General features: G+C 61.9%; 18 protein-coding genes and 3 pseudogenes. 14 read left to right on the top strand and 7 right to left on the bottom strand.

Translation table 11 applies throughout. The annotated features are described in order from the left end of the window. The first annotated feature begins 13 nt into the window (after positions 1–13). From FWJ24_RS14665 to tnpC, 4 genes are all read left to right on the top strand, one after another. Positions 14–175 (top strand): hypothetical protein, encoded by a 162-nt coding sequence (locus tag FWJ24_RS14665; RefSeq protein ID WP_166443696.1) that lies wholly within the window; start codon positions 14–16, stop codon positions 173–175. A 63-nt stretch (positions 176–238) separates the two neighbouring features. Beyond that, the gene (gene tnpA / locus FWJ24_RS12775) at positions 239–622 is read left to right on the top strand and encodes an IS66-like element accessory protein TnpA (protein ID WP_166443709.1); all 384 of its coding nucleotides are present in this window, start codon (positions 239–241) and stop codon (positions 620–622) included. Then, positions 619–966, top strand: a complete 348-nt coding sequence (tnpB, locus tag FWJ24_RS12770) for an IS66 family insertion sequence element accessory protein TnpB (protein WP_150288227.1) — start codon at positions 619–621, stop codon at positions 964–966. The genes tnpA and tnpB overlap by 4 nt, the downstream gene beginning before the upstream one ends. A gap of 62 nt (positions 967–1,028) precedes the next feature. Next, entirely contained in the window at positions 1,029–2,600 is a 1,572-nt protein-coding gene (gene tnpC, locus FWJ24_RS12765; protein ID WP_150288226.1) for an IS66 family transposase, read from the top strand. Positions 2,601–2,746: 146 nt separating this feature from the next. On the opposite strand, the pseudogene FWJ24_RS12760 reads toward tnpC, so the two are convergent. The 4 genes and pseudogenes from FWJ24_RS12760 to FWJ24_RS12740 all read right to left on the bottom strand — a co-directional run. After that, a pseudogene (locus tag FWJ24_RS12760) lies at positions 2,747–3,042 on the bottom strand (transposase); the annotation flags it as partial. Between the two features lie 62 nt (positions 3,043–3,104). Next, positions 3,105–4,291, bottom strand: a pseudogene (locus FWJ24_RS12755) (IS3 family transposase); the annotation flags it as partial. Between the two features lie 25 nt (positions 4,292–4,316). Continuing rightward, positions 4,317–6,425, bottom strand: a complete 2,109-nt coding sequence (locus FWJ24_RS12745) for a putative bifunctional diguanylate cyclase/phosphodiesterase (protein WP_166443707.1) — start codon at positions 6,423–6,425, stop codon at positions 4,317–4,319. Beyond that, the gene (locus tag FWJ24_RS12740; RefSeq protein ID WP_150288222.1) at positions 6,400–7,221 is read right to left on the bottom strand and encodes an alpha/beta fold hydrolase; all 822 of its coding nucleotides are present in this window, start codon (positions 7,219–7,221) and stop codon (positions 6,400–6,402) included. Before FWJ24_RS12740 ends, FWJ24_RS12745 begins: the two co-directional genes overlap by 26 nt. Before the next feature lie 436 nt (positions 7,222–7,657). On the opposite strand from FWJ24_RS12740, the gene FWJ24_RS12735 reads away from it, so the two are divergent. Continuing rightward, positions 7,658–8,866: an IS256 family transposase gene (locus tag FWJ24_RS12735; RefSeq protein ID WP_150288249.1), complete on the top strand. Its 1,209-nt coding sequence runs from the start codon at positions 7,658–7,660 to the stop codon at positions 8,864–8,866. Positions 8,867–9,012: 146 nt separating this feature from the next. Beyond that, a complete protein-coding gene (locus FWJ24_RS12730) occupies positions 9,013–10,758 on the top strand; it encodes a methyl-accepting chemotaxis protein (RefSeq protein ID WP_150288221.1) in 1,746 nt (581 codons plus the stop codon). 225 nt (positions 10,759–10,983) lie between these two features. On the opposite strand, the gene FWJ24_RS12725 is transcribed toward FWJ24_RS12730, so the two are convergent. Next, positions 10,984–12,327 carry an IS1380 family transposase gene (locus tag FWJ24_RS12725; RefSeq protein WP_150288220.1) on the bottom strand — a complete coding sequence of 448 codons (1,344 nt, stop codon included), beginning with the start codon at positions 12,325–12,327 and terminating at the stop codon, positions 10,984–10,986. A gap of 131 nt (positions 12,328–12,458) precedes the next feature. On the opposite strand from FWJ24_RS12725, the gene FWJ24_RS12720 reads away from it, so the two are divergent. The 8 genes and pseudogenes from FWJ24_RS12720 (at position 12,459) to FWJ24_RS12690 (ending at position 23,211) form a co-directional block, all read left to right on the top strand. Continuing rightward, positions 12,459–13,661, top strand: coding sequence for an IS256 family transposase (locus FWJ24_RS12720; protein ID WP_150288219.1), 1,203 nt, complete (start codon positions 12,459–12,461; stop codon positions 13,659–13,661). Positions 13,662–13,755: 94 nt separating this feature from the next. Next, positions 13,756–13,915: pseudogene (locus FWJ24_RS14845) on the top strand (integrase core domain-containing protein); the annotation flags it as partial. Positions 13,916–14,021: 106 nt separating this feature from the next. Further along, on the top strand, positions 14,022–15,509 hold the full coding sequence (locus tag FWJ24_RS12715; RefSeq protein ID WP_166443706.1) for a methyl-accepting chemotaxis protein: 1,488 nt from the start codon (positions 14,022–14,024) through the stop codon (positions 15,507–15,509). An 844-nt stretch (positions 15,510–16,353) separates the two neighbouring features. Next, the gene (locus FWJ24_RS12710) at positions 16,354–17,232 is read left to right on the top strand and encodes a substrate-binding domain-containing protein (RefSeq protein WP_150288217.1); all 879 of its coding nucleotides are present in this window, start codon (positions 16,354–16,356) and stop codon (positions 17,230–17,232) included. Further along, positions 17,229–18,698 carry a sensor histidine kinase gene (locus FWJ24_RS12705; RefSeq protein ID WP_150288216.1) on the top strand — a complete coding sequence of 490 codons (1,470 nt, stop codon included), beginning with the start codon at positions 17,229–17,231 and terminating at the stop codon, positions 18,696–18,698. Before FWJ24_RS12710 ends, FWJ24_RS12705 begins: the two co-directional genes overlap by 4 nt. After that, a complete protein-coding gene (locus FWJ24_RS12700; protein WP_150288215.1) occupies positions 18,688–20,028 on the top strand; it encodes a sigma-54-dependent transcriptional regulator in 1,341 nt (446 codons plus the stop codon). The genes FWJ24_RS12705 and FWJ24_RS12700 overlap by 11 nt, the downstream gene beginning before the upstream one ends. Positions 20,029–20,205: 177 nt before the next feature. Further along, positions 20,206–20,730, top strand: coding sequence for an arsenate reductase (azurin) small subunit (locus FWJ24_RS12695; RefSeq protein ID WP_150288214.1), 525 nt, complete (start codon positions 20,206–20,208; stop codon positions 20,728–20,730). Positions 20,731–20,745: 15 nt separating this feature from the next. Further along, entirely contained in the window at positions 20,746–23,211 is a 2,466-nt protein-coding gene (locus FWJ24_RS12690; RefSeq protein WP_150288213.1) for an arsenate reductase (azurin) large subunit, read from the top strand. Positions 23,212–23,316: 105 nt separating this feature from the next. On the opposite strand, the gene FWJ24_RS12685 is transcribed toward FWJ24_RS12690, so the two are convergent. After that, the gene (locus tag FWJ24_RS12685; RefSeq protein WP_150288212.1) at positions 23,317–23,910 is read right to left on the bottom strand and encodes a UbiX family flavin prenyltransferase; all 594 of its coding nucleotides are present in this window, start codon (positions 23,908–23,910) and stop codon (positions 23,317–23,319) included. Between the two features lie 11 nt (positions 23,911–23,921). Continuing rightward, positions 23,922–25,445, bottom strand: a complete 1,524-nt coding sequence (locus FWJ24_RS12680) for a UbiD family decarboxylase (RefSeq protein ID WP_150288211.1) — start codon at positions 25,443–25,445, stop codon at positions 23,922–23,924. Positions 25,446–25,541 lie beyond the last annotated feature (96 nt).

The following is a 25,541-nucleotide window of genomic DNA, read 5'->3' as shown; positions in this document are numbered from 1 at the left end:
TCAAGGAGCGAAGATGAGACAAAAATCCGGGCCGGATAAAGCGCCGGCAGAACAAGTGGTGAAGGATATCCGGCGGGCGACGCGCCGGCAGTTTTCGGCGGAGGAGAAGATCCGCATCGTTCTCGAAGGTAAGCGTCCGGTGAGTGCACCTTTCCGATTTCGGGCGAACAGCTGAAGTTACGTCACTAAATCCGTATTTAGCGACGTCACGAGGGTTCGGGTGGGACGGTTGGAGATATTGACGGGTGTCGAGCGCCGTCGTGGCTGGTCGGAAGAACAAAAGCGCGCGATCCTGCTCGAGGTCGCGACGAGCGGTCTGGGTGTTTCCGCCGTTGCGCGACAGCACGATATCCTGCCGCAACAGATTTACGCCTGGCGCCGTGCGTTTCGCCTTGCGGCAGCGGGGGACCAGGTTACCCCGTCGTTCCTGCCGGTGACGATCGTCCCAGCGTCGGAAGAACCTCCGCGATCTGACCGGTCAGGAGAGTGTGAGAAGACCGGCAGAGCCATCCGTGGCGGGAAGGTCGAGATCCGCTGCAAGGGTGGTCGTGTCCTGAAGTTCGACCATTCGCTCGATGCTGCGACCTTGCGGGCTCTTATCCGCGCGGCAGAAGAGGCATGATCGGGCCAGGATCTGGTGCCCGCGTCTATCTGGCCTGCGGGACGATCGATATGCGTAAGGGGATCGACGGTCTCGCCGCGCTGGTTCAGGCGGACTTGCGGCAAAAGCCGTCCTCGGGCGCGGTGTTCGCCTTCCGCGGCCGGCGGGGGGACAGGATCAAGCTTCTGTTCTGGGACGGTCAGGGCTTCTGCCTCTATTACAAGGTTCTGGACAGAGGCCGCTTCCCCTGGCCTTCGGCGGCAGATGGGACGGCAAGGCTGACGGCAGCTCAGCTGGCGATGCTGTGGGAGGGGATCGACTGGCGACGACCATCCTGGTCGGCGCCGCCCGCAAGATCGGCATAAAAACGAGTGATTCCAGCGTGATATGAGTATCGCCGCCCGGGCAAATCAGCTATGCTTCGCTGATGATCCCGGCTGCCTCCAACCTGCCTGATGACGTCGATGCCCTCCGGGCCATCATCGTGACGCAAGCACGCGAACTGGCCGAACAGACCCGGCGATTGCAGGCGCGGGACAGCCTGATCGAGACCTTGAAGGCGCAACTGGCGTTACTGCGGCGCTCACGCTTCGGGGCTTCTTCTGAGAAGGTCGATCGCGCCATCGAGCAGCTGGAACTGGCGCTTGAAGAGATCGAGGCTTCGGCATCTGAAGGGGCCGCGCCCATCCCCGCCGGGGAACGAGAAGCCCTCCGATCAAAGCCGTCGCGTCAACCCTTGCCGGAACACTTGCCGCGTCACGATGTGGTGCACGAGCTGGCGGATTGCGCCTGTCCGGCCTGTGGCGGCAGGAACTTCCTGAAGGCAGGCTCCACGATCAGCGAAGTACTGGATTATGTGCCGGCCTCGTTCCGGGTTGTCCGTCATCATCAGCACCGCTTTGTCTGCAAGGGGTGCGATACGACGGTCACCGCGAAGATGCCGGCGCCGCCGATCGAACGCGGCAAGCCCGGTCCGGGGCTCATCGCGCATGTTCTGATCAGCAAATACTGCGATCACCTTCCGCTCTATCGCCAGTCCGGGATCTATGCCCGCGAAGGTGTCGATCTTGCCCGCTCGACGATGGCCGATTGGGTCGGAAAGGCGAATGGGTTGCTCACCCCCCTGATCGGAGCCTTGCGGGATCATGTGTTCGCGGCAGAGCGGCTGCATGGGGACGATACGCCCGTTCCGGTTCTCGAGCCGGGCAAGGGCTCGACCAAGACCGGTCGTCTCTGGACCTATCTGCGCGACGGGCGGCCATGGGCCGATCCTGTGCCGCCCGCTGTCTGTTACTTCTACTCACCCGATCGCAAAGGCGAACATCCCCGGGGCCATCTTGCGACCTTCCGGGGTGTGCTTCACGCCGACGGTTATGCCGGCTTCAGGGAACTCTACGAACCGCGCAAGCATGGCGAGCCGGCATTGATCCGGGAAGCGGCGTGCATGGCGCATGTGCGGCGCAAGTTCTTCGATCTGACGGTTGCCGGGCCCGCGCCCGTTGCCGAGGAAGCCCTCCAGCATATCGGCGCCTTCTACGATATCGAGGCCACGATCCGCGGAGCCCCGCCTGACCGACGACGGGAGGTTCGGCAACAGGAGATCAGGCCACGCTTCGAGGCCTGGCGGCTCTGGCTGGACGGGGTGTTGAAGCAACTGCCGCGCAAGTCCGGGACGGCGGAGGCGATCCGCTATGCTATCACCCGATGGGAAGCCCTCGGACGCTTTATCGACGATGGCACCATCGAGATCGATAACAACGCGGCCGAACGGAGCATCCGGCCGATCGCGCTCGGCCGCAAGAACTGGCTCTTCGCGGGATCCGACAAAGGCGGGGAGCGTGCCGCCGGCATCCTGTCACTGATCGAAACCGCGAAGCTCAACGGCCTCGATCCGGAGGCCTATCTGCGAAACGTCCTCAGCCGCATCGCCGACCACCCCATCAACAGGATCGACGATCTTCTCCCCTGGAACATTAAGCCAATGCCGTCAGAAGCGTGACCGGACGCTTACGGTATGGCTTGCGGATGCGCTGGCGCGCATCGCCGACATGCCCCAGAAACGCCTGTCCGAGTTGCTCCCTTGGAACTGGAAAGCCATCCGAACCGAGTCGAAAGCAGCGTAGCCGCGGCCCACGCCGGATGGTTACACCTCATGTCACGTCCCTCGCGAAGTAGGCTGCGGCCTTTTTTAGGATGTCGCGCTCCGCCTTGAGCTTGGCGACTTCCCGCCGCAGCTTCTCGATCTCGAGCTGCTCGGGCTTCATCTGGCCATGTCCGGGAAATGCCTGCCCTGGATCGGCGGCCAATTCCTTCACCCATTTGCGAAGGACATTCTCGTGAACATCCAGATCGCGCGCCGCCTGGGCGACGCTCACACCGCGTTCCCTGATCAGGCGAACCGCCTCGACCTTGAACTCACGCCCAAACCGTCTTCGCTGCATATGCCACCTCCGGCTTCATGAAACACCCAATCTCGGTGTCCACAAAACCGGCAGCAGGCCAAGTCTTCGATCCATTCCGGGATCAACCGGAGGGTCGTTTCTGCCTCGGGAAGGATGGTGCAGCGGGCATAATCGCGCTTTAGGGTTTTGACGAAGGCTTCCGAGATGCCGTTGCTTTCTGGCGAACGCACCGGGGTGAAGGCAAGCGTCAGGCCCAACGCGGTGGCCGTTGTGGCCGTTTCCTTTGCGATGTAGGCACTGCCATTGTCCGAGAGCCATTCAATCGGATGCGGCGTTTTCGTATTTCCGAAGCGCCGCTCGACGGCTTCCACCATCAGATCGCGCACCATTTCGCCGGATTTGCCAGCATGCGCGACCGCCGAATGGGCGATGATTTCCCGGTCGCAGGCATCGATGACGAAGAGCACGCGGACGATATCGCCGTTGCGGCATGTGAGTTCGAGATGATCAGAGCACCAGCGGATATTTGACCGCAGGGCAATGACCACACCCTCATGGGTTCGCGCCGGGCGCAAAGCGGTATGCCGGGTCAACACCATCGCGTGGGCCTGCATGATGCGGAGAACCCGCTTGCGATTGACCGGCTCGAGGCCTTCCTTGCGCCTTTTCCGGTTCAACAGCGCCGCGATCCGGCGATAGCCATAGGTCTGACGCGCGCTCACCAGCTCTCTGATCGCCGGCAACAGCGCGATATCCTCCGGCTTCGCATAGGGGCCGCGTGGAAAGGGGCTTTCCGGGGAAGGCGCCTGCTGGTCCCGTCTCGCCTTCTCGGCCAGATTGGAGCGTGCGACGCCCATGACATCCGCGACGGTCTTCATGGCGAACCCTCCTCGTCGAACGAGCTCAGCCGCAAGGCCTGTTTTTTTGGGTTCGCGATGGCCAGCGCCTCCTTGAGGATTTCAGCCTCCATCGTTTTCTTGCCGAGCATGCGCTCAAGGTCACGAACGCGCTTCTCGAGCTCGCGAATGCGCGAGGCCGCGACAACGTCCTCATCGGCCTGGACGGCGACCGTGCCGCCCTCCAGCATGCGCCGCTTCCAGGCGAAGAGTTGGCTTGGTGCGATGCCCGCGCGTCGCGCAACCAGCGAGACAGAATGGCCGGGCTGCATTGTCTCTTCGACAAGCCGGACCTTCTCGGCAACCGACCAACGGCGCCGTCGCTGAACCGAGGTGATGACCTCAACGCGGGGTTTCGAGAAATTCGGATCAGAACTCATAGTCATAATCATAGGCGTATGCCTATGCCTTATCGAGCTATGCCCACTGTCCGGTCAAAACAGGGTGCAGTCCAAAGCGCATCAGATCGGATTGTCTTGCAATGTCGACCGCCTGATCGAGCTTGACTGGCTTTCCAAAAAAATATCCCTGGGCAATAAGCGATTGGAATGATTTCAAAAATTCGACCTGTTCAAGAGTTTCAATCCCCTCAACGACAATTTTCTTATTGATACTACTCCCCATGCCAATAATTGATCTGAGGATACGAAGGGAGTTTTTCGATTTGAGATCGGATATAAAGCTGCGGTCGATTTTGATCACATCGAATGGGAATTTGGAGAGGTAACCGAGAGATGAATAGCCGGTGCCGAAATCATCAATGGCAATAGTAATTCCATGTGCACGTAGGCGTTCAATCATGGCCTGGAAGGTCGGATTAAGCTCCAAGAGCACACTTTCTGTCAGTTCTATCTCGAGCGCTCCATGCGCGAGATCAAGTGATTTCACCCCTTCAAGAACGAAAGGGACAAAGTCAGGATCTCTGAATTGCAGAGCTGAAACATTGACAGCAACTTTCGTGTTGCCATGCATTCGCTTTGCAAATTCGCAAGCGCGCGCCATGACCCAGCGCCCGATTGGGCGGATGAGCCCATTCGCTTCGGCAATCGGGATGAATTCAAGCGGTGGAACAAGCCCTTTGGTCGGATGATGCCAACGAAGAAGAGCCTCAAACCCAACAAGGGATCCATCGTGAAGATTGTACTGAGGTTGAAAGACCAGGAAAAACTCGTCCTGTTCGAGCGCCAGTTTTAAGTCGCGATCGAGTTGCTTGGTATTCTTCCGATCAACATCCAGCCGTAGATCAAACCAGGCGAAAGCATTTCTCCCTGCCGTCTTGGCTGCATACATGGCAAGATCTGCTCGTCGTAGGACTTCGCTGGAAGCGGTAAGGTCGTCGCTATCATAACGAGCCAACCCGACGGAGACACCAAGGATCACTTCGTTCCCGTTGGACAGGCAGATGGGTTGCCGGATCGATTCGATAATCGAACCAACAAGATCCTCGATCTCGTCTGCTTTTTTGTCGAAGAACAGGATGGCAAACTCGTCACCGCCCAGTCGTGCAACAAAGGCCTGGGTTTCCGAGCATTGCGCCCGCAACCGCTTGCCGATTTCCACTAAACAGTCATCGCCAGCACTATGCCCGTATTGATCGTTGACGTCCTTAAAGAGATCGAGATCGAGATAAGCAATGGTTACATCGTTCGCATTGGTCTCGGTCTGACGAGCGAGTTCGCTCTGGAAGTAGGCCCGGTTTGCCAAGCCCGTCATCTGATCAATATGGGCTGCACGCCATAGTTCGATCTGACGATGATGAGCTTCGGTGACATCCTGGAGGAAGCCCTGGATCACGGGCTCTCCCAGATGGTTCAGACGGTGTTGCGCTACAATTTTAAATCGACGAACTTGATCGGGCGGGGCGCCAAAGTCGGCTTCTTGAACCATCGGTTCCCTGGTGCCATCTGGTCGGTCAATGAACGCCATGATCGCCCTTCGTAATTCAGGCGCAAGCGGACGAAGTGCCACTTCGAGGCTGACCTCGGCATCTTTGGCGATGCCGTATAACTCATAGATCCTGTCAGACCACAGCATCCGTTTCGTTTTGATCTCATAGGTCCAGGCACCGAGACCGGAAAGAGTCTCGAGTTGCGCAAGCCATGATGCCCGTCTTTCGGCATCCCTTTTCAAAATTGATAGTTGCTCTTCGTAAGAACGTCGCTCAGTCGCAGGGAAAATGATAATGTCGTAAAGTCTCGTCGTCGTATTTGGCCGAGCCGCTATGTTAACGAGAACAGGTGCTGGCTCCTGCTCGGTTAGGATAGTCAGCGCGATTTCCTGACACGATCCCTTGATGTGCAGAAGCGGCAGCAAGATGCTCTCAAAATAGATCTGACTGGGTTTAGAGAAAATTTGTGAGAGACGGCATCCTTCAACATTTTTCTCAGTCAATTCGGAAAGTTGATGGAAGACCTTATTGGCTCTTACGATTGAAAACGAGCTATCGACAACGGCAAGCGCGCAGGGCGCGCAATGCCAATCATCCGCACTTTGAACACGATCAATTGATGGTTGCGGACGACCCAACATAATTTCTGATCTCTCTGATGACGTCGGTCGGGTGGCTCATATGGGGGCAGTGTCCCGCGGCAATGAGCTCGACAAGTGTCGCATTTTGCATTTTTGCGTCGATGTATCGCCCCACGTTTCTGGGTGCGATCAGGTCGTCGGAACATTGAATGATCAGCGACGGTGTGATGACATCAGCGAGATCTGCCCGGTTGTCGCCCCAGAAGGTCAATGCCGCAAAAAATTCTGCAAAAACCGGGTTTGTCCGGCAGAAACTCGCTTCTAAAGTCCCTGAGAATTCCGGACGATCGGGATTGCCCATGACAAGAGGCGCAAAATCCTGAGCCCATCCCAAGTAGTTTGAGCGCATCGCATCGATCAAGGCTTCAATATCTGTTGCTTCAAAGCCGCCATAATAATCTTCTCCGTCATTGATGTAACGCGGTGAAGGTCCGATCAAGACAAGGCGTTTGAAGAGATCTGGACGTTTTTTGGCGGCGAGCACACCGATGATAGCGCTCACGGAATGTCCAACGAATGTAACTGGTTCAAGACCTATCTGTTCTGCGATTTCGACGAAATCGTCGGCATAATTGTTGAGCGTTTGGTAACGTTCGTAGCTGAAGCCTGCGCGATCAGAATTACCAAAACCCATTAAGTCGAAGAGAATTACCTTATTCGAGCTTACAAACGCGGGCGCAACGTCTTTCCACATGGTTTGATCGCAGCCCATTCCATGGGCAAACACCATGGGATCACTGACGGCGCCAAGTGTTTTGATTGCAAATTTCTTGACCAGGCCTTGCGCGTTCATTCAAGGGTCTCGGCACTCTCAAACTCAGATCCGTGTCTTGATGTCTGGACTATAATCCTTAAAAATCATTCCGACGGGGCGCGGGATACCCGACCGTCAGGTGCCAAAGTTAGCGTCCCATTGGCGTCTGATCGACCGCTGACAAAAATTGAAGTTAACGTACTGTAAACGTCTCAGGGTCGGTCACAAGCGCCGCGCGATCCACTTGGTCGTCAAAATTCCTGCTCCAGCGCAGCCCCCGCGCAACACCGAACGACTGCTTTAGGGGCAAGAAGAAGAAGATCGGAGGGCCCGGTAGCGTCCCCGAACGTGGTGTAATTTCCGGTGGATTTTGGGGCGCAAAAATCGCGCTCTGATCGGTGTAGCGGGGGTGGTCATCGCGACAGGCGGTTTAGGGTGGAGTTGTCCGACTTCACATCTTCACCGGAGAGCCACGATGACCAACGAGAGACTTGCACTGAATGATCTTCTGGAAAAGGCCGGCGACGGGGATTTCCTCCGCACTGTCGCCGAGAGCGTGTTGCAGTTGCTGATGGAGGCCGATGTCGATGGCCTGATTGGCGCCGGGCGGCACGAGCGCAATGCCGAGCGCATGACCTGGCGTAACGGCTATCGCGACCGGACGCTGGATACGCGGCTGGGATCGTTGAACCTCAAAATCCCGAAGTTGCGCGCCGGCAGCTACTTCCCGCCGTTCCTGGAGGCGCGCAAGACGACGGAGAAGGCTTTGGTGGCGGTCATCCAGGAGGCGTGGATCGGCGGCGTCTCGACCCGCCGCGTCGATGAACTGGCGCAGGCGATGGGCCTGTCCGGCATCTCGAAAAGCCAGGTCTCCAAATTGTGCAAGGAGATCGATGAGCGGGTGAAAGCCTTCCTCGACCGCCCGCTTGAAGGCGACTGGCCCTATCTGTGGCTGGATGCTACGTACCTCAAGGTGCGCGAGGGTGGACGCATCGTCTCGGTCGCTGCGATAATCGCCGTTGCCGCCAACACCGATGGCCGGCGCGAGATCGTCGGGCTCGGCATTGGTCCCTCGGAAGCCGAAACCTTCTGGGCCACCTTCCTGAAGGGGCTAATGAAGCGCGGCCTGCGGGGGCTCAAGCTCGTCATCTCGGACGCCCATGAGGGCCTGAAAGCCGCCATCCAGCGCGTGATCGGCGCGACATGGCAGCGCTGCCGCGTTCACTTCATGCGCAATGCCCTTGCTCATGTTCCGAAGGGCCAGCACACCATGGTCGCCGCCGCCATCCGCCAGGCCTTCATCCAGCCTGATCGTGAGGCCGCTGGCCAGGTCTGGCGGCATGTCGCCGATCAGCTCCGGCCACGCTTCGAAAAGCTGGCGCGGCTCATGGATGAGGCTGAGCATGATGTCCTCGCCTACATGGGATGCGCCGCCCAGCATCGCACCAAGCTCCACAGTACCAATCCGCTCGAACGGCTGAACAAGGAGGTCAAGCGCCGCGCCGATGTCGTCGGAATCTTCCCCAACGAGGACAGCATAATCCGCCTGATCGGCGCGGTCCTCATGGAGCAGAACGACGAATGGCAAACACAAAACCGATACATGCAGATCGAGGGCTTCGCCGACCAGACCGCCGTCGCAGCCCCGTTCCCTACACTTCAGATTACACCCAAGGCAGCCTGAAAATGGCCACCTCCGCTAAACCCGAAAATTACACCACATTGACGGACGTGACCGAGGGCCCAAAAAATCCGCGGAGCGAGCCAAAATTCATAGGGAACTATTCACTATTTGCGCTCAACCTCTGGTTATTGGCTGGGGGATGACCGATGAAACAAGCTGTTTCGCATGTCGGGGGCCGGGGGAACTGGTTCTCGAACCTGAAGTTGACCTACAAGATCATGCTGGTGCTCGCGGTGTTGCTGACACCCATGGCCGCCTCGATCGTCTACTCGATGCGGCAGGTGGCATCGGCGGATCAGAAGCTCGATCACGTCATTGACCAGCGCCTTCCAACCGTCCTGCATCTTGCAACGATGGCGTTTGAGTTGGCCGATTCTTTTGGCGCGATGCGCGGATATATGCTCTCGGGGGAACAATCTTTCCGGGAGTCACGGGCGTCGTCTTGGACATCGCTTGAACAACACAGAGCCGCCTATCGCGAAGAGGCAAAGACATTCACGAACCCGGTCAATCGCCAGCGCTGGGCCGAACTCGACCCGTTGCTGTCTGAGATCCGTTCCATTCAGGACAAGCTGGAGGCCTCGATCCCTCCCGGGACCCGCGCCAGCGACGAGCAGGTCAAACTTTTGACGCAGACGCTGGGGCCCAAGGCCCGCCGCGCTATCGAGATCATCGAGGGCGACGGCAAGGGCGATGAGGGGCTCACAAAGCGGCAGGTTGCAACTCTTGTTGGTGAAACCAAGGAAGCAAAAGCCGTCATCGACCATATGGAAATCGCGAACGAGATCCTCGGCGGTGTTTCCTTGCTCATCGCTGTCGCGGTCGTGTTCCTGATCTTCAGGACGATCGCCCGGCCCATCGTTGCGATGACCGCTGCGATGCGGGCTGTGGCGGCGAAGGACTACGCCACCACTATCCCCGCCGAAGGCCAGCGCGATGAGCTGGGCGATATGGCCCATGCTCTTGCGACGTTCCGGGACGGCCTGATCGCCAATGACCGGATGGAGGAAGAAGAGGCCCGCCGCCGCGAACAGCAAGAGCAACGTGCGCGCGCCATCGAAAGCGCGATCGCCGACTTCGAGCGAACGGCCGAGAGCGTCATGTTGACCATCTCGTCCGCGTCAACCGAACTCGCCGCAGCCGCCAACGACCTTTCGAACTCGGCCCAGGAATCGACGATGGAAGCGGCCAGCGTCGCCGCCGCATCCCATCAGGCCAGCGCCAATGTCAACGGCGTCGCCGCCGCGGGCGAGGAACTCAATGCCACTGCTGGCGAAATCGCCCGGCAGCTGGGCGCCGCTACCCAATCGATCCGCACGGCGGTGGAGCGGATGCGCGCAACCGATACCGAGGTTCAGGCTCTCGCCATCGCAGCCGACAAGATCGGCTCGGTGGTCGAGCTCATCAACAACCTCGCCGCGCAGACCAACCTTCTTGCCCTGAACGCCACGATCGAGGCCGCCCGTGCTGGCGAAGCCGGCCGTGGCTTCGCGGTGGTTGCATCCGAGGTCAAGAACCTCGCGGCGCAAACCTCCAAGGCGACCACCGACATCGCCACGATCGTGAGCGAGATCCGGAGTGTCACCAACTCGACGATCGACTCGATCCAGGCCATCGATGGCAACCTGCAAACCATTGACCGGGTCAGCACCGAGATCTCCGGCACCGTGGCGCAGCAGCAGACCGCAACCCTCGAGATTGCCTCCAATGTGCGTGAGGCCGCGCAAGGCACGGAGGATGTCTCCCGCTCGATCGCCCATGTCTCGAGTGCTGCCGGCAACACCGCAGCCGCCTCCAGCCAGGTCCTGAGCGCCGCGACGGAACTCTCGCAGCAGGCCGAGAGCATGCGCGAGAATGTGTCGAAGTTCCTCGCCGAGGTGCGCGCAGCGTAACGCCGGCGTCCGATTGTGTCGATCGATACGGCGCCCAGATTTTCTGTTGGGCGCCCCACTATCCTGTCTTATTCACCATTGTGGTTCGTTCCGGTCTTCGCCGATCTCCGGCTTGCGTAGGACGCGGGTTTCCGTTGCGTGTTTTTCACCGCTTCAGGGACTGGAACATGGGGGAACGCGCTGGAGGGATGGACCGGGTTCAGGAGGGGCGTCGTGCCCCTTCGGTCATGAGGGTGCGGCCTTGAGTGCACCCGCGATGTGACGGAAGAGGCCAGCATCCGGGCAGGCGCTGGCAAAGGCGATGCGGATGCAGGTTGCCTTTTCGGTGATGCGGGCGGCGATCTTGATGAGCCTGAGGCGGATGGTGTTGAACTCGGCTGTTGCGAGGGGCTGAGCCTTCGGGATGGCCTCGCGGACGGCGAGGATCAGCCAGTAGGCGGCGGTATGGAGGATGAGCCGCATCTGGTTGGCGTTGGCCGCGCGGCAGGAGGTGCGATCGGACGCCAACTGGCTCTTGTGGAGCTTGATCAGGTTCTCGGCCTGCCCGCGCGCGCAGTAGAGATCGGCATAGAGCCATTCGGGCGTGCCATGGGTGATGCTGGTGACGATATATCGGATATCGAGACCGAGTGGTGTTGCCTCGATCCGGGCGGCGACACGCCGCTCGTGGCTCCAGGATCGAGCAGCATGGGTCGTCTCGGTGAAGCCGCGCACGGTGTCCTGGTTGCCGGTTGCGCGGGTCACGCGGATATCATCGGCGATTGTCTCGACCTTGGCGGCAAGCGCCTTTGTCCCGGTGAGGCCGAAGACATAATCGGCGCCGTTTGCCTCGCACCAGTCCATGACCTCCGGCCGGCCATAATGGCCATCCCCGCGTATCGTGATGCGGGTCTTTGGCCAATGGCGGCGGATGGCACGAACCAGCCGGCGGATATGGCCGCGCCCCTCGCGGCCTGAGGGTGTCTTGCCCGGCCGCAGGATCACAGCGACGGGGCGGGACGTCGCGGTATCATAGACATGGATCGGCAGGAAGCAGCGCTCGTCATGGTGGGCGTTGAACAACGAGAGTTGCTGGTGGCCATGGACGACATCGACCGTGTCGTCGATATCCAGCACGATCGCTTCGGGCGGGGCGGGATAGCTCGCACAGTAAAGATCGACCATGACCCGGCCAAGCCGAATGAGATCGCGAAGGGCCGGCGTGTTCTCGAGCCGGGATACGGTCGGCTGGCTCGCCAGCGCCGCGCCGCTCTCCGGCAGGTGCCCGCAGGCGAGCTTCAGGGCGGGATCGGTCCTGAGTGTATCGAGATCATCGGCATCCTCATAACCACAGGCGATGGCGAGGATGCGCGCCAGAAGGATCCGGGAGAGCGGGTGCGTGATGCGCGTCGGATCGCGCCGATCGGGGATCGCGGCGGCAAGCCGCTCGGCAATGCCGATCCGACGCGCGGCGGCAGCCAGAAGCATCACACCCCCGTCCGAGGAAAGTCGGCCGCCATCGAATGCGGCTGTGATCTTCCGCCCGGCGACGGCTGGAAAAGCGAAGGAAAGACTCGTATCATCGGTCATGGCGGATGTCGTTTGCGGAGATGGCGCGGATCGGATCGGTCTAAGCAGCTAAATCCTACGCGATATCATACCGTTAGGGACTGTCGTGAATCTTGTGCTTGGGGCCATACTGCTGCCGATGGAGGGCGCATATGGCAATCAAGAAGGACATACTGGATCAGCTTCTGGCAGGGCGTGATCCGAAAGACGTTTTTGCCAAGGACGGCTTGCTCGACGATCTGAAGAAGGCGCTGGCGGAGCGGGCGTTGAACGCCGAGCTGGATGATCATCTCGAGGGCGAGGCCGCGGCGGGCAAACCGAACCGTCGCAATGGCTTTTCGAAGAAGACAGTTCTGACCGAGACGTCGAAGCTCGACCTGCGGATCCCGAGGGACCGCGAGGGCAGTTTCGATCCGAAGCTGATCGCACGGTATCAACGCCGGTTTCCGGGCTTCGATACGAAGATCATCTCGATGTATGCCCGGGGGATGACGGTGCGCGAGATCCAGGGCCACCTGATGGAACTTTATGGCCTCGACGTCTCGCCGGACCTCATTTCCACGGTGACCGACGCGGTGATGGAGACCGTTGCCGAATGGCAGAACCGACCACTGGAGACGAGCTATCCGCTTGTTTTCTTTGACGCCATGCGCGTCAAGATCCGCGACGAAGGCCTCGTACGCAACAAGGCAGTTTATCTCGCTTTGGGCGTGCAAGCCGATGGCACCAAAGACATTCTCGGCATCTGGATCGAGACGACGGAGGGCGCGAAGTTCTGGCTCCGGGTGATGAATGAGCTCAAGAACCGCGGTGTCGAGGATATCCTGATCACGGTCGTCGATGGCCTCAAGGGCTTCCCGGAAGCCATCAATGCGGTGTTTCCGCAGGCGCTGGTGCAAACCTGCATTGTGCATTTGATCCGGCACAGCCTCGAATTTGTCTCGTGGAAGGACCGGAAGCCGCTCGTGCCGGCTCTGCGCGAGATCTACCGCGCGAAGGATGCCGATGCCGGATTGAAGGCCCTGGAAGCCTTTGAAGCCGGCGATTGGGGCAAGAAATACCCCGCCATCACGGGGGCATGGCGCCGGAATTGGGATCGGGTCATCCCGTTTTTTGCCTTCCCGGAGGCCGTCCGGAAAATCATTTACACCACGAACGCCATCGAGGCGCTGAATTCATCACTGCGTCGCGCCGTGAAAATCCGCGGCCATTTCCCAACCGACGAGGCCGCGATGAAGTTGATTTTTCTCGTCTTGCGCGATGTCGCCAAAGATTGGAAAATGCCGGCTCGCGAATGGACCGAAGCAAAGTCCCAATTCGCGATCCTGTTCGAGGAGCGGTTCAAAATCGCATGAGGCTCAACCCGCCCCGAGCACAAAATTTCTGATAGTTCTTACCGTTACGCTACATCCGCCAACCCAAAATCAGCCTCGTCGTGAATAAGACGGGCTAAAGCGTGATTATGCCCGCTGCACCATCCTTCCCGAGGCAGAAACGACCCTTCCGGTTGATCCCGGAATGGATCGAAGACTACAACGAAAGCCACCCGCACTCAGGCCTGCGCTTCCTCTCGCCACGAGAGTTCAGGCAAAGGGCCGAATGTGCGTAACCTCAACCCGCTCCCTGTCCGGGAAAATGGGGTGCACTCCACCACAATTTTAATCATTTTTTTGGATAAATATACAAAATTAAAGCATGGAATAATGGAGAGGTCCATGCTGCTCAACTTCAAACGGAAAACTGGTTTCGCCAATCAATTCCAGGAATTTCGGCTGGTCCTTGAGGCGGTGCCAACAGCAATCATGATTTGCGATATCAGCGATTTCAATATCGTCTACGCAAATCCGAAGTCGATCGAACTGCTTGAAACGATCAAGAGCGAATTGCGGATCGACCCATCAAATATCGTCGGCTGCTCGATCGATGTTTTCCACAAGAACGCAAATCACCAGCGATCAATGCTATCGAGCTTCAAGAACCTGCCGCACCGGACGACAATCCGGCTTGGCAAGGAATTCCTGGATCTGCACATTGTTCCGTTGGTCAACCAGAGCAGAAAATACTCTTACGCCATCCTGACATGGAATGTTGTGACCGCGGCAAAGCAGAAGGAAGCCGATACCGAGCGCCTGTTACAGATGATCGATGATATGCCGATTAACGTGATGACGTGCGATCCGGTCGAATTCAAGATCAACTATGCTAACAAGACCAGTATCCAGACGCTCGAAAGGATCGAGAAACATATCCCGATCAAAGCGCATGAGCTCATAGGCTCGACGATTGATGTCTTCCACAAGAACCCTAGCCACCAGCACCGGATGCTCGCGGACACGTCACGCTTGCCGCATACGGCGAATATCCGCGTCGGGCCAGAAACGCTGAACCTGAAAGTATCCGCCATCCGCTCAAAGGACGGCACCTATCTCGGTCCGATGCTGACCTGGGCCATCATCACGGAGAATGTCCGGATGGCGGAAGGCGTGACCACGGTGGTGAGCGAGCTCAACCAGACCTCCGGCGCCATGGCCCGGTCCGCTGAGAGTATGACGGCAATTGCCGAACGCGCGCAGGATATGGCAGCCACCGTTTCGTTCGCTACAAATGAAATGGCGTCTGCAATCAACGAGATCGCGCTCAATGTCCAGAACGCTTCGCAGATGACTCAGGCCACCGCCGAGCGGGCCAACCGGACCGACGGAACCGTGAAGACGCTAGCCGATGACGCGGCCCAGATTGGCTCGATCCTCGGGGTTATCGAGAACATCGCCGCGCAGACCAACCTTCTCGCGCTGAACGCCACGATCGAGGCGGCGCGTGCTGGCGAAGCTGGCAGGGGCTTCGCAGTGGTTGCCGCGGAGGTCAAGGCCCTCGCGCAGCAGACGGCGCGCTCGACAAGCGAGATCAAGGCACGAATCGAGGCCATCCAGGGTTCGACCGGCGCAACCGTCAATGCGATCCAGGAAATCGCCCGCGACATTGCCGAGTTGAACAAGATCACGATCCAGATCGCCGCCGCGGTAGAGGAGCAGACCGCATCGATCAGCGAGATCAACGCCAACATGGCCGGCGTTTCGGAAGCCGCGCAGCATGCCGGCCAATCCGCCGGCGAGGTCAGGGAAGTCGCGAAATCCCTTGATGGCCAGTCCGACCGACTGAATGTCGAGGTCACGAATTTCTTGTCTAGCTCGCGCTCGCTCTGATCGGTTCGACCAGGAAACCGGCCCGGCCGCACAGAATGCCGGCCCCGGAGGAGCCTGACGGTCGCGCTGCAAGAACAGTGATGGATCGAGACGCCATGCGCGGCACAGGTCGCCATTGCATCCACTGCTGCAGATTTTGACCCACAGAGACGCCTCTGGAAAGCAGTATGTTTGGGCGATTGCTGATCCAGTCCCCATGATACCAGATCTCATGAAATGTGGCTCCACGGATTACCTGAAGCGGCCGCGATGTGAATTATGGATGGCAAACGGGGCAATATTTGCAGTGCAGTTTGCCTTGATGACGGATTTGCCGCTGACGCCTGTCGGGTCGTAGCGAAGTGATCGAAGGATGAGGTGCAAGCGAGTCGGCTCCTGTCGCTTGCGGCGATTTACGGGAAAGCTCGGCGTGGCGATGCCGCCCGAACCGGTGGCGTGACCGTGCAGATCAACACCTTCGGTAAGCCAACGGTATTGGTCTTTGAAAATTATGACAATAAATCAATGATATAAGTGTTATCGCTTTCATCCTTTCGGGCGCGCCATTGTCTTCCAACAATTCCGAATTGAAAGAACGCGTGGAAACGCGTGGACTTGGCTGCCGCGCGCCGCGATTTTCTGGACATTCAGATGCGATGTCTCCGACGGGAATAAATCCTGTCGCGCTTGGGCGCCGAGCCGGAGGCTCCGTCCTGTCGCAAACTAAAGGCGTTCCACATTCGGCCATGCTCAATTAAGCTCGCGGCCGGCAATAAAAGATACGAGGCCAGGCCGGGCGGAGGAGCGACCAGTGGAAGCAGCGCATCCCGTGGCGCGGCGCGCAACGGCATACGCACCTGATGCCATGTCAACGTCCGGCATCGGACGCCGACGGTTTCTGGCTCAATGCGGCGGGCTCATCGCCGGCGGCCTATCTGCAGGTCTGGCGCGAGCCGATGCCCGGCCGCTGCGCTTCGGGCTGACCCCGGTTTTCCTCAACAATGATCTCGAACTGCTCGGCCGCCTGCGCGATTACCTCGCCACGGCCTGCGAAGCACCGTTGCAACTCGTGACCCGGCGGACCTATCAGGAGATCACGGCGCTCCTGGTCTCGGGCCAGCTGGATGCGGCCTGGATATGCGGCTACCCGTTCGTCGTGTTCCGCAAGGAACTCGAACTGGTCGCCGTTCCGGTCTGGCAAGGCCGGCAGGAATATCAGAGCTATCTGATCGGCCGCGCCGACCGGCATTTCGCCGCGATCGGCGATCTGCAGGGCGATGTCCATGCCTATTCGGATCCCGATTCCAATTCGGGCTATCTTGTGACCGCGGCGGCACTCGTCGAGGCGCGTTTCGAACCGTCGACTTTCTTCCGCAGGAGCTTCTTCACCTATGGCCACCGCAACGTGATCCGTGCGGTGGCCTCGGGCCTTGCACAATCGGGCAGCGTCGACGGCTATGTCTACGAGGTCGTCGCCCGCCTTGAGCCAGCGCTAACCGCCGGCCTGCGGGTGCTGCGCCGATCCGAATGGCTCGGCTTTCCGCCGATCGCCGCACCGGTCCGCGAACCGGTGCCGGGGCGCACGGCGATGCTGCGGCGGGCGCTCGAACGAATGGACCGCGCAGATACCGGGCGCGCCGTGCTCAGCCTGCTCCAGCTCGACGGGTTCAATGCCGGAAATCCGGCGCTGTTCGACGGGATCGGCCGCAAGATCGCGATGCTTGCCAAGGGGGCTGTGCCATGACCTCCGGAAGCATCCCGCACCGCGCCCCCCCTGCGATGCCGCTCGTCATCAAGGTTCCGCTCATCGTCGCCACGCTCATGATCGCTGTGAGCGTGGCAGTGACATTCCAGGTCTTCGCCCGCCTCGTCGAGACGCAGGAACGGACCCTTGCCGACCTCACGGAAGCCTATCTCGATGGCTTGTCCTCCTCGCTGCTGCCGCATGTGCAACGGGACGACAACTGGGAGGTCTTCGACAGTCTCGAGCGCTCACGCGCGCTCTATCAGGGCATGCGGGTCACGACGGTAATCGTCGTCCGGCCAGACCGGACCATCCTTGCCTCGACCGATCCCATACGCTTCGCCACCGAGGCAATCGTGCCCGATGCACTGGGCAGCCCGGAGAATGCAGGCAGCGTGAGCCAGATCTCGCTCGATCTCGCGCCCCGGACATGGCTCACGCGCGCCCTGGCCTTTCAGGGCCGAACCATCGGCACGATCCATGTCGAGGTCGATCTCACCCATCTGCGCGCCGAACGGCGGAAGGTGCTCGGCGTGCTCGTCGCCACCAATCTCGCGCTCACGCTGCTGTTCGCGTTCCTGGGCTGGTGGCTGGTCCGGCGCATGCTCTCGCCGCTTCGTGTCCTGGCGCGGCACATGGAACTGGATGCTGCCGGCGCGCTGGTGCCGATCACCATCGATCGTCAGGACAGGCCTGGCAGCGAGTTCGACCGCCTCTTCCGGCGATTCAACGCCATGGCGCAGGCCATGGAGGAACGCGAGCTGCTCAAGGCGCGGATCGCCGAGGAGGAGCGGCTGGCGAGCCTCGGACGCCTCTCGAGCATTGTCGCGCACGAGATCAACAACCCGCTCGGTGGCTTGCTGAACGCGGTGGATACGCTGAGAACGCATGGCCACCGGCCAGCCGTCCGCGAGAACGCGGTCGGATTGCTGGAACGGGGGCTCAACAATATCCGCGATGTCGTCGGCATGACGCTCGCCATCTATCGCCCGGACCGCGATCCGCGCCCCGTGCGCAGGAAGGATATCGACGATCTGCGCCTGCTCGTCGAGGGCGCCGCCTTGCGCCGCCATGTCAGCCTGATCTGGCGGAACAGGCTCGAGGACGGGAGCGGGATTCCGGCCGGCCCGTTGCGGCAGATCCTGCTCAACCTCGCGCTGAACGCCATCCAGGCGACCCCCGCTTCGGGAACGGTGACGGTCGAGGTGGCTCATCACGACAACCTGCTGCGCATGACCGTCGAGGATGGCGGTTCCGGTCTGCCGGAGCCCGTGCGCCAGATCCTCGTGGCCGGGCGGCCGTCTCTGGTGCCTGGGGTCGGCAGCGGCCTTGGCGTCTGGGTGGTCGCGCGACTTGTCAGCGATCTGGCCGGGCGGATCACCGTGCCACGCAACGGTGTTGGCGGCACACGCATCGAAATCGTCATGGCAGACACCCCAAAAGCGGAGATCAAGCATGTCGCCTGAGCCGCAGCACTTCCTGGATGGTCGCCGGATCCTGCTCGTGGAGGACGATCCGATCATGGGCGAATCGCTGGCGCAGCGGCTCGCCATCGAGGGCGCCAAGGTGCGCTGGCTGAGCAATGGTTCGGAAGCGCTGCGCCACTTCTCCCATGCCGCGCCGGAACTGGTGATCTGCGATATCCGCCTTCCGGACATGTCGGGTGAAGAGGTCTTCCGCAAGCTGGCCGATGGCGGCGCCAGCGCGCCCTTCCTGTTCATCACCGCGTTCGGCGATATCGACCAGGCCGTGCGCCTGACGCGGGCCGGCGCCGGCGATTACATGGCGAAGCCATTCCAGATGGATACGTTCCTTGGCAGGGTGAAGAGCCTGATCCGCTCGCGCGCAGATGAAACCGGGGCGCCCGTCCTCGGCGGCACACCGGAAATGCTGCGTATCGAGGCCATGCTGCGCCGGCTTGCCTCTTCGCCCGCCACGGTGCTGCTTACGGGCGAAACCGGCACCGGAAAGGAAGTCGCCGCGCGCTTCCTCCACGCCGTCTCGCCTCAGGCGCGTAAACCGTTCATCGCGGTCAATTGCGCTGCCATCCCGAATGATCTGCTCGAAAGCGAGATCTTCGGGCACGAACGCGGCGCTTTCACCGGCGCCGACCGGCGGCATCTCGGCTATGCCGAGCGCGCGCAGGACGGCGTGTTGTTTCTCGACGAGATCGGGGAGTTGCCCGATCGGCTTCAGGCCAAGCTGCTGCGGCTGATCGAGGAGCGGAGCTTCTCGCGACTCGGCGGCGAGGCGATCCTGCCCCTGCGCGCGCGGCTGCTGGCCGCGACCAACCGGGATCTGGAACAGGCCGCGCGGGAAGGACGATTTCGCGCCGATCTCTATTACCGGCTGGCGGTGGTCTCGGTCGATCTGCCGCCGCTCCGCGAGCGGCGCGACGACATCCCCTGGCTCGCCGGGCAATTCTTCGACGCCAGCCTCGATCGCGACCGCAATATCCTGCGGGGCTTCTCCTCGCTGGCGATCGAGGCGGCGCTGGCGCATGACTGGCCGGGCAATATCCGCGAGTTGCGCAACCGGGTCGAACGGGCGGTGGCGCTCGCTCCTGGCGAGTGGATCATGCCGGCGGACCTGTTTCCCCAACGCCGCGGCGACGCGTCGGCGCAAGCCGATGCCGGCACGCTGAGCGCCGCCCGCGATGCCGCCGAGCGGCGGCGGATCGAAAGCGCCCTGCGGGAAACGGGGGGGCATGTCGGCGCAACGGCACGCCTGCTCGGCATCTCGCGCACCACGCTCTGGGAGCGCATGCGGCGGCTCGGCATCCACGCCGCGCAATGATGTCCGGATTTCCGGACATGATGCGGCGCATCATGTCCGGGCAAGCGGACAGCGCGCATGACCGCGTACGCCCCTAAGGTTATAACCTGTTGATCATACTGATGATTGCCGCCATTGCCCCGCTGGCACATTCCTTGGACAGCCTTCGCCAAGACAAAGACGTCTTGGGAGGAAGCGATGTCGAAGAGATGCGACCTGAAAATCGATATGGGGCGGCGGCTCTTTCTGCGCGGCGGCGCCGCCGTGGCCGCCGGCGCCGCGGCCACGGTTGCCGGCCAGGGGCTGGCAGAAGCGAAGCCGCTGCCGGCGCTGGTTGACTACCCGGCGAGGAAGCTCGCCAACGTCTCCCAACTCAAGCCCAACGAACCGTTCGATGTCGCCTATCCGGATGCGGATGCGCCGGGCGTGCTGCTCAAGCTCGGCAAGCGCGTGGAAGGCGGGGTCGGGCCGGATGGCGACATTGTCGGCTTCTCGACGATCTGCCCGCACAAGGGCTTCCCGCTCGCCTACAACAAGTCCGACCGCACGCTGAACTGCCCCGGCCATTATTCCCGCTTCGATTGCGAGGCCGGCGGGCAGCAGATCTGGGGTCAGGCGACCCAGAACCTGCCGCAATATGTGCTGCGGGTCGCCGCCAATGGCGACATCACCGCCGAGGGTATCGACGAGCTGCTCTACGGGCGGCTGAGCAACGTTCTTTGATCGGGAGGCATGACCATGGCTTACAAGCGTCAGATCGATCGTCTCCCCATCATCCCGAAGGATGCCAAGGAGCACAACGTCACCTGTCATTTCTGCATCGTCGGCTGCGGCTACAAGGCCTATACTTGGGATGTGAACAAGCAGGGCGGCCCGGAACCGGCCAACAACAAGTTCGGCGTGGATCTTGCCAAGGCACAGGCCGGGCAGGATGCCGCCTGGTATTCGCCCTCGATGTTCAATGTCGTGCGCCAGAACGGGCGTGACGTGAACCTCGTCATCATGCCGGACAAGGCCTGCTCGGTGAATTCGGGCCTCGGCTCGGTGCGCGGCGCGCGCATGGCGGAAACCTCCTATTCAAAGCCGCGCGGCACGCAATTGCATCGGCTTACCTCGCCGATGGTCTGGCGCTATGGCCAGATGCAGCCGACCTCCTGGAACGACGCGCTCGATCTCGTCGCGCGCGTCACCGCCACGGTGATCAAGGAGCAGGGCGAGGACGGGCTCTTCGTCTCGGCCTTCGACCATGGCGGCGCCGGCGGCGGCTACGAGAACACCTGGGGCACGGGCAAGCTCTATTTCGAGGCGATGAAGGTCAAGAATATCCGCATCCACAATCGCCCGGCCTACAATTCCGAAGTGCATGCCACCCGCGACATGGGCGTGGGCGAACTCAACAATTGCTACGAAGACGCGCAGCTCGCGGATACGATCGTCTGCATCGGCGCAAATCCGCTTGAGACGCAGACGAACTACTTCCTCAACCATTGGGTGCCGAACCTGCGCGGCGCCTCGCTGGAGCTGAAGCGCCGCGAGATCCCCGGCGAAGCCCATGCGCCGGGCCGGATCATCATCATCGATCCGCGCCGGACGGTGACGGTCAATGCCTGCGAGGTCGAGGCCGGCAAGGACCGCGTGCTGCATCTCGCGCTCGAAAGCGGCACCGACATGGTGCTGTTCAACGCGCTGATGACCTATATCCACGACAAGGGGTGGACGGATAAGGCGTTCATCGCCGCCTCGACCAAGGATTACGACAAGATGATCGCCGCCAATCGCACCTCTATCGAGGAGGCGGCGCGCATCACCGGGCTCGTTCCAGCGGATATCATCAAGGCCGCGACCTGGATCGCCGAACCGAAGGACGGCGGCAAGCGCCGGCGCGCGATGTTCGCCTACGAGAAGGGCATCATCTGGGGCAATGACAATTACCGCACCAACGCCGCGATCGTGAACGTGGCGCTGGCGACCGGCAATGTCGGCCGGCCCGGCGGCGGTGTGGTCCGCCTCGGCGGCCACCAGGAAGGCTATTCGCGGCCCTCGGATGCACATGTCGGCCGGCCAGCGGCCTATGTCGACCAGCTGCTGATCAACGGCAAGGGTGGGGTGCATCACATCTGGGGCTGCGACCATTACAAGACGACGCTCAACGCCACCCTGTTCAAGCAGGTCTACAAGAAGCGCACCGACATGGTGAAGGACGCGATGTCCACCGTGCCGGCCTCGGACCGCAAGGGGCTCGTCGACGCCATCGTTGCGGCGATCAAGCAGGGCGGGCTGTTCGTGGTGGATGTCGACATCGTGCCGTCGCAGATCGGCCAGGCCGCGCATGTCTGGCTGCCGGCGGCGACCTCGGGTGAGATGAACCTTACCTCGATGAACGGCGAGCGGCGCATGCGGCTTGTCGAGCGCTACATGGACCCGCCCGGCGATTCCATGCCCGATTGCCTGATTGCCGCACGAATCGCCAACCATATGGAGCGCGTACTGCGCGAAATGGGCGATGCCGCCTATGCCGACAAGTTCAAGGGCTTCGACTGGAAGACCGAGGAAGACGCCTTCATGGACGGCTACCACAAGCACGAGAAGGGCGGCACGCACGTGACCTATGCCCGGCTCAGGGCGATGGGCACCAACGGCTTCCAGGAGCCGGCGATCGACTTCAAGGACGGCAAGATCATCGGCACCAAGCGCCTCTATTCGGATGGCAAGTTCGGCACCAAGGACGGCAAGGCGATCTTCATGGAGGCCAAATGGCGCGGTCTTCAGGCGCCTGGCAAGCAGACGCAGAAGAACAAGTTCGCCTTCCTCATCAATAACGGGCGGGCGAACCTCGTCTGGCAATCGGCCTATCTGGACCAGCACAACGATTTCGTGATGGATCGCTTCCCTTATCCGCTGATCGAGATCAACCCGGCGGACATGGCCGAACTCGGCCTCAAGCAGGGCGATCTCGTCGAGGTGTTCAACGATGACGGCGCGACGCAGGCGACCGTCTATCCCACGCCCTCGGCGAAGAAGAAGCAGGCCTTCATGAAATTCGGATACCCGACCGGCGCTGTGGGCAACGTCGTCAATTCCGGAACCAATGAGCTGATCCTGCCGAACTACAAGCAGACCTGGGCCAATATCCGCAAGCTTGCGGATGCACCGGAAGGGACGAAGGGCATCACCTGGAAATCCCAGGAATATACCGCGGGCTAAACCAGCCTCCGCAAGGGCCCGGGCATGGACCGCGCGGGCCCTTGCCTCGCCTGTTCCGGACCTCGCCATCAGGGCGATCGCGGTCGCCAATCAGTCGCCGGCGGATCAGGGCCGCGCCGATGCCTCCGGCTCCCAGGCCCGCGCAGCGGCAGGGAAGACCCGCAGCAGGTCGATCGCGCGGGCGGCGATCTGATCGACGATCTCGGCAACGCTCGCCGGCCGCAGGTAGAAGGCCGGAACCGGCGGCATGACGATGGCCCCCATCTCCGTGACCGCCGCCATCGCGCGGAGATGCCCAAGATGCAGCGGCGCCTCGCGGGCGACGAGAACGAGCGGCTGGCGCTCCTTGAGCCGGACATCCGCCGCGCGGACGAGCAGGTTGTCGGCGAGCGAATGCGCGATCGCGGCGAGCGTGCGCATCGAACAGGGCGCCACGATCATCCCCGCCACCGGAACCGAGCCGGAGGCGATCCCGGCGCCGATCTCGCGGATGCCGTGCCGGCGCGCGGCCCGCGCCGCCAGGGCGGCCAGCGCGCCGGGCCCGATCTCGGCCGCGAGCGTGCGCCGCCCGGCATCGGAAACAACGAGATCGACCTCCGCGCCGCAATCGGCCAGCCGCTCGACGACCCGGCAACCGATCGCCGCGCCAGACGCGCCGCTGATGCCGACGACGATGCGGGGCGCGCCGCCCCCGCGCATGCCCCCTCCGTTCATGACACCTCCGGCGCCCTGCCGCCGATCTCGCGCAGGATCGCGGGCCAGAGCGTATCGACCCGCCGCGTCACCGCGTCGGACATGGCGAGCACGCGGCCCCATTCGCGCGTCGTCTCGGCGCCGATCTTCGTCGTTGCATCGATCCCGAGCTTGCCCCCGAGCCCCGGCTCGGGCGAGGCGAAATCGAGGTAATCGATCGGCGTGTGATCGAGGGACATCAGGTCGCGCGCGGGGTCCATCCGCGTCGCGAGCGCCCAGGCGATGTCGCGCCAGTCGCGGACATCGATATCGTCGTCCACGACGATGATCAGCTTGGTGTAGCTGAATTGCGGGAGCAGGCCCCAGAGCGCCGTCATCACCCGCCGCGCCTGGCCGGGATAGCGCTTGTCGATCGCGACGAAGGCCATGCGGTAGGAACAGGCCTCGGGCGGCAGCCAGAGATCGCGGATTTCGGGGATCTGCTGGCGGATGGTCGGCAGCGCGAGATCGTTGAACACCGCGCCGATCACCGAGGGTTCGTCCGGCGGGCGTCCGGTGAAGGTGGTGAGATAGACCGGCTCGGCCGCCATGGTGATCGCCGAGATCCGCAGGACCGGGAAGGATTCCACGCTGTTGTAATAGCCGGTATGATCGCCGTAAGGCCCCTCGGGCGCTGTTTCCGCCGGCGCAACCCAGCCTTCGAGCACGATTTCAGCATCCGCCGGCACCAGCAGCGGCACGCTCAGCGCCGGCGCGAGCCGCGGCCTCTCGCCGCGCAGCACACCGGAGAAACGCAGTTCCGAAACCGTCTCGGGCAGGGGCAGCGCCGCAGCGAGCAGCGTCGCCGGATCGGTGCCGATCGCCACCGCCACCGGCATCGGCTCGCCGTGTGCCTGCCAGACGCGGTGGTGCTTCGCGCCGCCGCGATGCGCGAGCCAGCGCAGGATCGCGCGGTCCCGTCCCAGCACCTGCATGCGGTAGATTCCGGTATTGTAATGCGCGCTGGCGTCCGGGGCGACCTCCGGCGGGCGGGTGATGACGAGCGGCCAGGTGATCAGCGGCGCGGGTTCGCCCGGCCAGCAGGTCTGGACCGGCAGCCGCGCCAGATCCACATCCGCCCCCAGGAAGCGGCGCGCCTGGCAGCGCGGAGCGGCGACGAGGCTGGGACGTGTCGCCAGCGCGGCGCGGAGCTGCGGCCAGCGCGAGACCGCATCGCGCATGCCGTCGATCGGCGCCGGAGCGCGGAGATCGGCGAGGAAGGCGCCGAGTTCGCCGATCCGCCCGCGGGAAAGCCCGAGCCCGGCGGCCACGCGCTCCTCGGTGCCGAACAGATTGGTCACCACCGGCATCGATGCCGGCGCGCCATCGACATGCGCCGCCGCGAATTCCAGCGCCGGGCCGCCTTGCGCCAGCACGCGCCGGTGCAGCTCGGTCATCTCGTGAACGAGGTTGACCGGGCTCGCGATCCGCGCGCTCTCGCCGCGCCCGCGCAGGAAGCGCAAGAAGGCGCGCAGATCCTGGAATGCCGGAAGCTCCCTCACCGGCTTCTCCTCTCGCCGCCTCAGACACGCCGGCCTGCCTGCGCCGCGAAATCGCATTCCGCGTTGAGCTAGCTCAAGGATGCGCCGGATCGGCGC

It is taken from the genome of Rhabdaerophilum calidifontis, assembly GCF_008641065.1.
GTDB classification, from domain to species: domain Bacteria; phylum Pseudomonadota; class Alphaproteobacteria; order Rhizobiales; family Beijerinckiaceae; genus Rhabdaerophilum; species Rhabdaerophilum calidifontis.
This window is presented reverse-complemented; position numbering and strand designations above follow the sequence as displayed.

Bases quoted from the DNA above. Each gene is read 5' to 3' on its own strand.
- FWJ24_RS14665 (WP_166443696.1), top strand. From the start codon at position 14: ATGAGACAAAAATCCGGGCCGGATAAAGCGCCGGCAGAACAAGTGGTG.
- tnpB (WP_150288227.1), top strand. From the start codon at position 619: ATGATCGGGCCAGGATCTGGTGCCCGCGTCTATCTGGCCTGCGGGACG.
- tnpC (WP_150288226.1), top strand. From the start codon at position 1,029: ATGATCCCGGCTGCCTCCAACCTGCCTGATGACGTCGATGCCCTCCGG.
- FWJ24_RS12740 (WP_150288222.1), bottom strand. From the start codon at position 7,221: ATGAACGCGCAAGGCCTGGTCAAGAAATTTGCAATCAAAACACTTGGC.
- FWJ24_RS12735 (WP_150288249.1), top strand. From the start codon at position 7,658: ATGACCAACGAGAGACTTGCACTGAATGATCTTCTGGAAAAGGCCGGC.
- FWJ24_RS12730 (WP_150288221.1), top strand. From the start codon at position 9,013: ATGAAACAAGCTGTTTCGCATGTCGGGGGCCGGGGGAACTGGTTCTCG.
- FWJ24_RS12725 (WP_150288220.1), bottom strand. From the start codon at position 12,327: ATGACCGATGATACGAGTCTTTCCTTCGCTTTTCCAGCCGTCGCCGGG.
- FWJ24_RS12720 (WP_150288219.1), top strand. From the start codon at position 12,459: ATGGCAATCAAGAAGGACATACTGGATCAGCTTCTGGCAGGGCGTGAT.
- FWJ24_RS12715 (WP_166443706.1), top strand. From the start codon at position 14,022: ATGCTGCTCAACTTCAAACGGAAAACTGGTTTCGCCAATCAATTCCAG.
- FWJ24_RS12710 (WP_150288217.1), top strand. From the start codon at position 16,354: ATGTCAACGTCCGGCATCGGACGCCGACGGTTTCTGGCTCAATGCGGC.
- FWJ24_RS12705 (WP_150288216.1), top strand. From the start codon at position 17,229: ATGACCTCCGGAAGCATCCCGCACCGCGCCCCCCCTGCGATGCCGCTC.
- FWJ24_RS12700 (WP_150288215.1), top strand. From the start codon at position 18,688: ATGTCGCCTGAGCCGCAGCACTTCCTGGATGGTCGCCGGATCCTGCTC.
- FWJ24_RS12695 (WP_150288214.1), top strand. From the start codon at position 20,206: ATGTCGAAGAGATGCGACCTGAAAATCGATATGGGGCGGCGGCTCTTT.
- FWJ24_RS12690 (WP_150288213.1), top strand. From the start codon at position 20,746: ATGGCTTACAAGCGTCAGATCGATCGTCTCCCCATCATCCCGAAGGAT.
- FWJ24_RS12685 (WP_150288212.1), bottom strand. From the start codon at position 23,910: ATGCGCGGGGGCGGCGCGCCCCGCATCGTCGTCGGCATCAGCGGCGCG.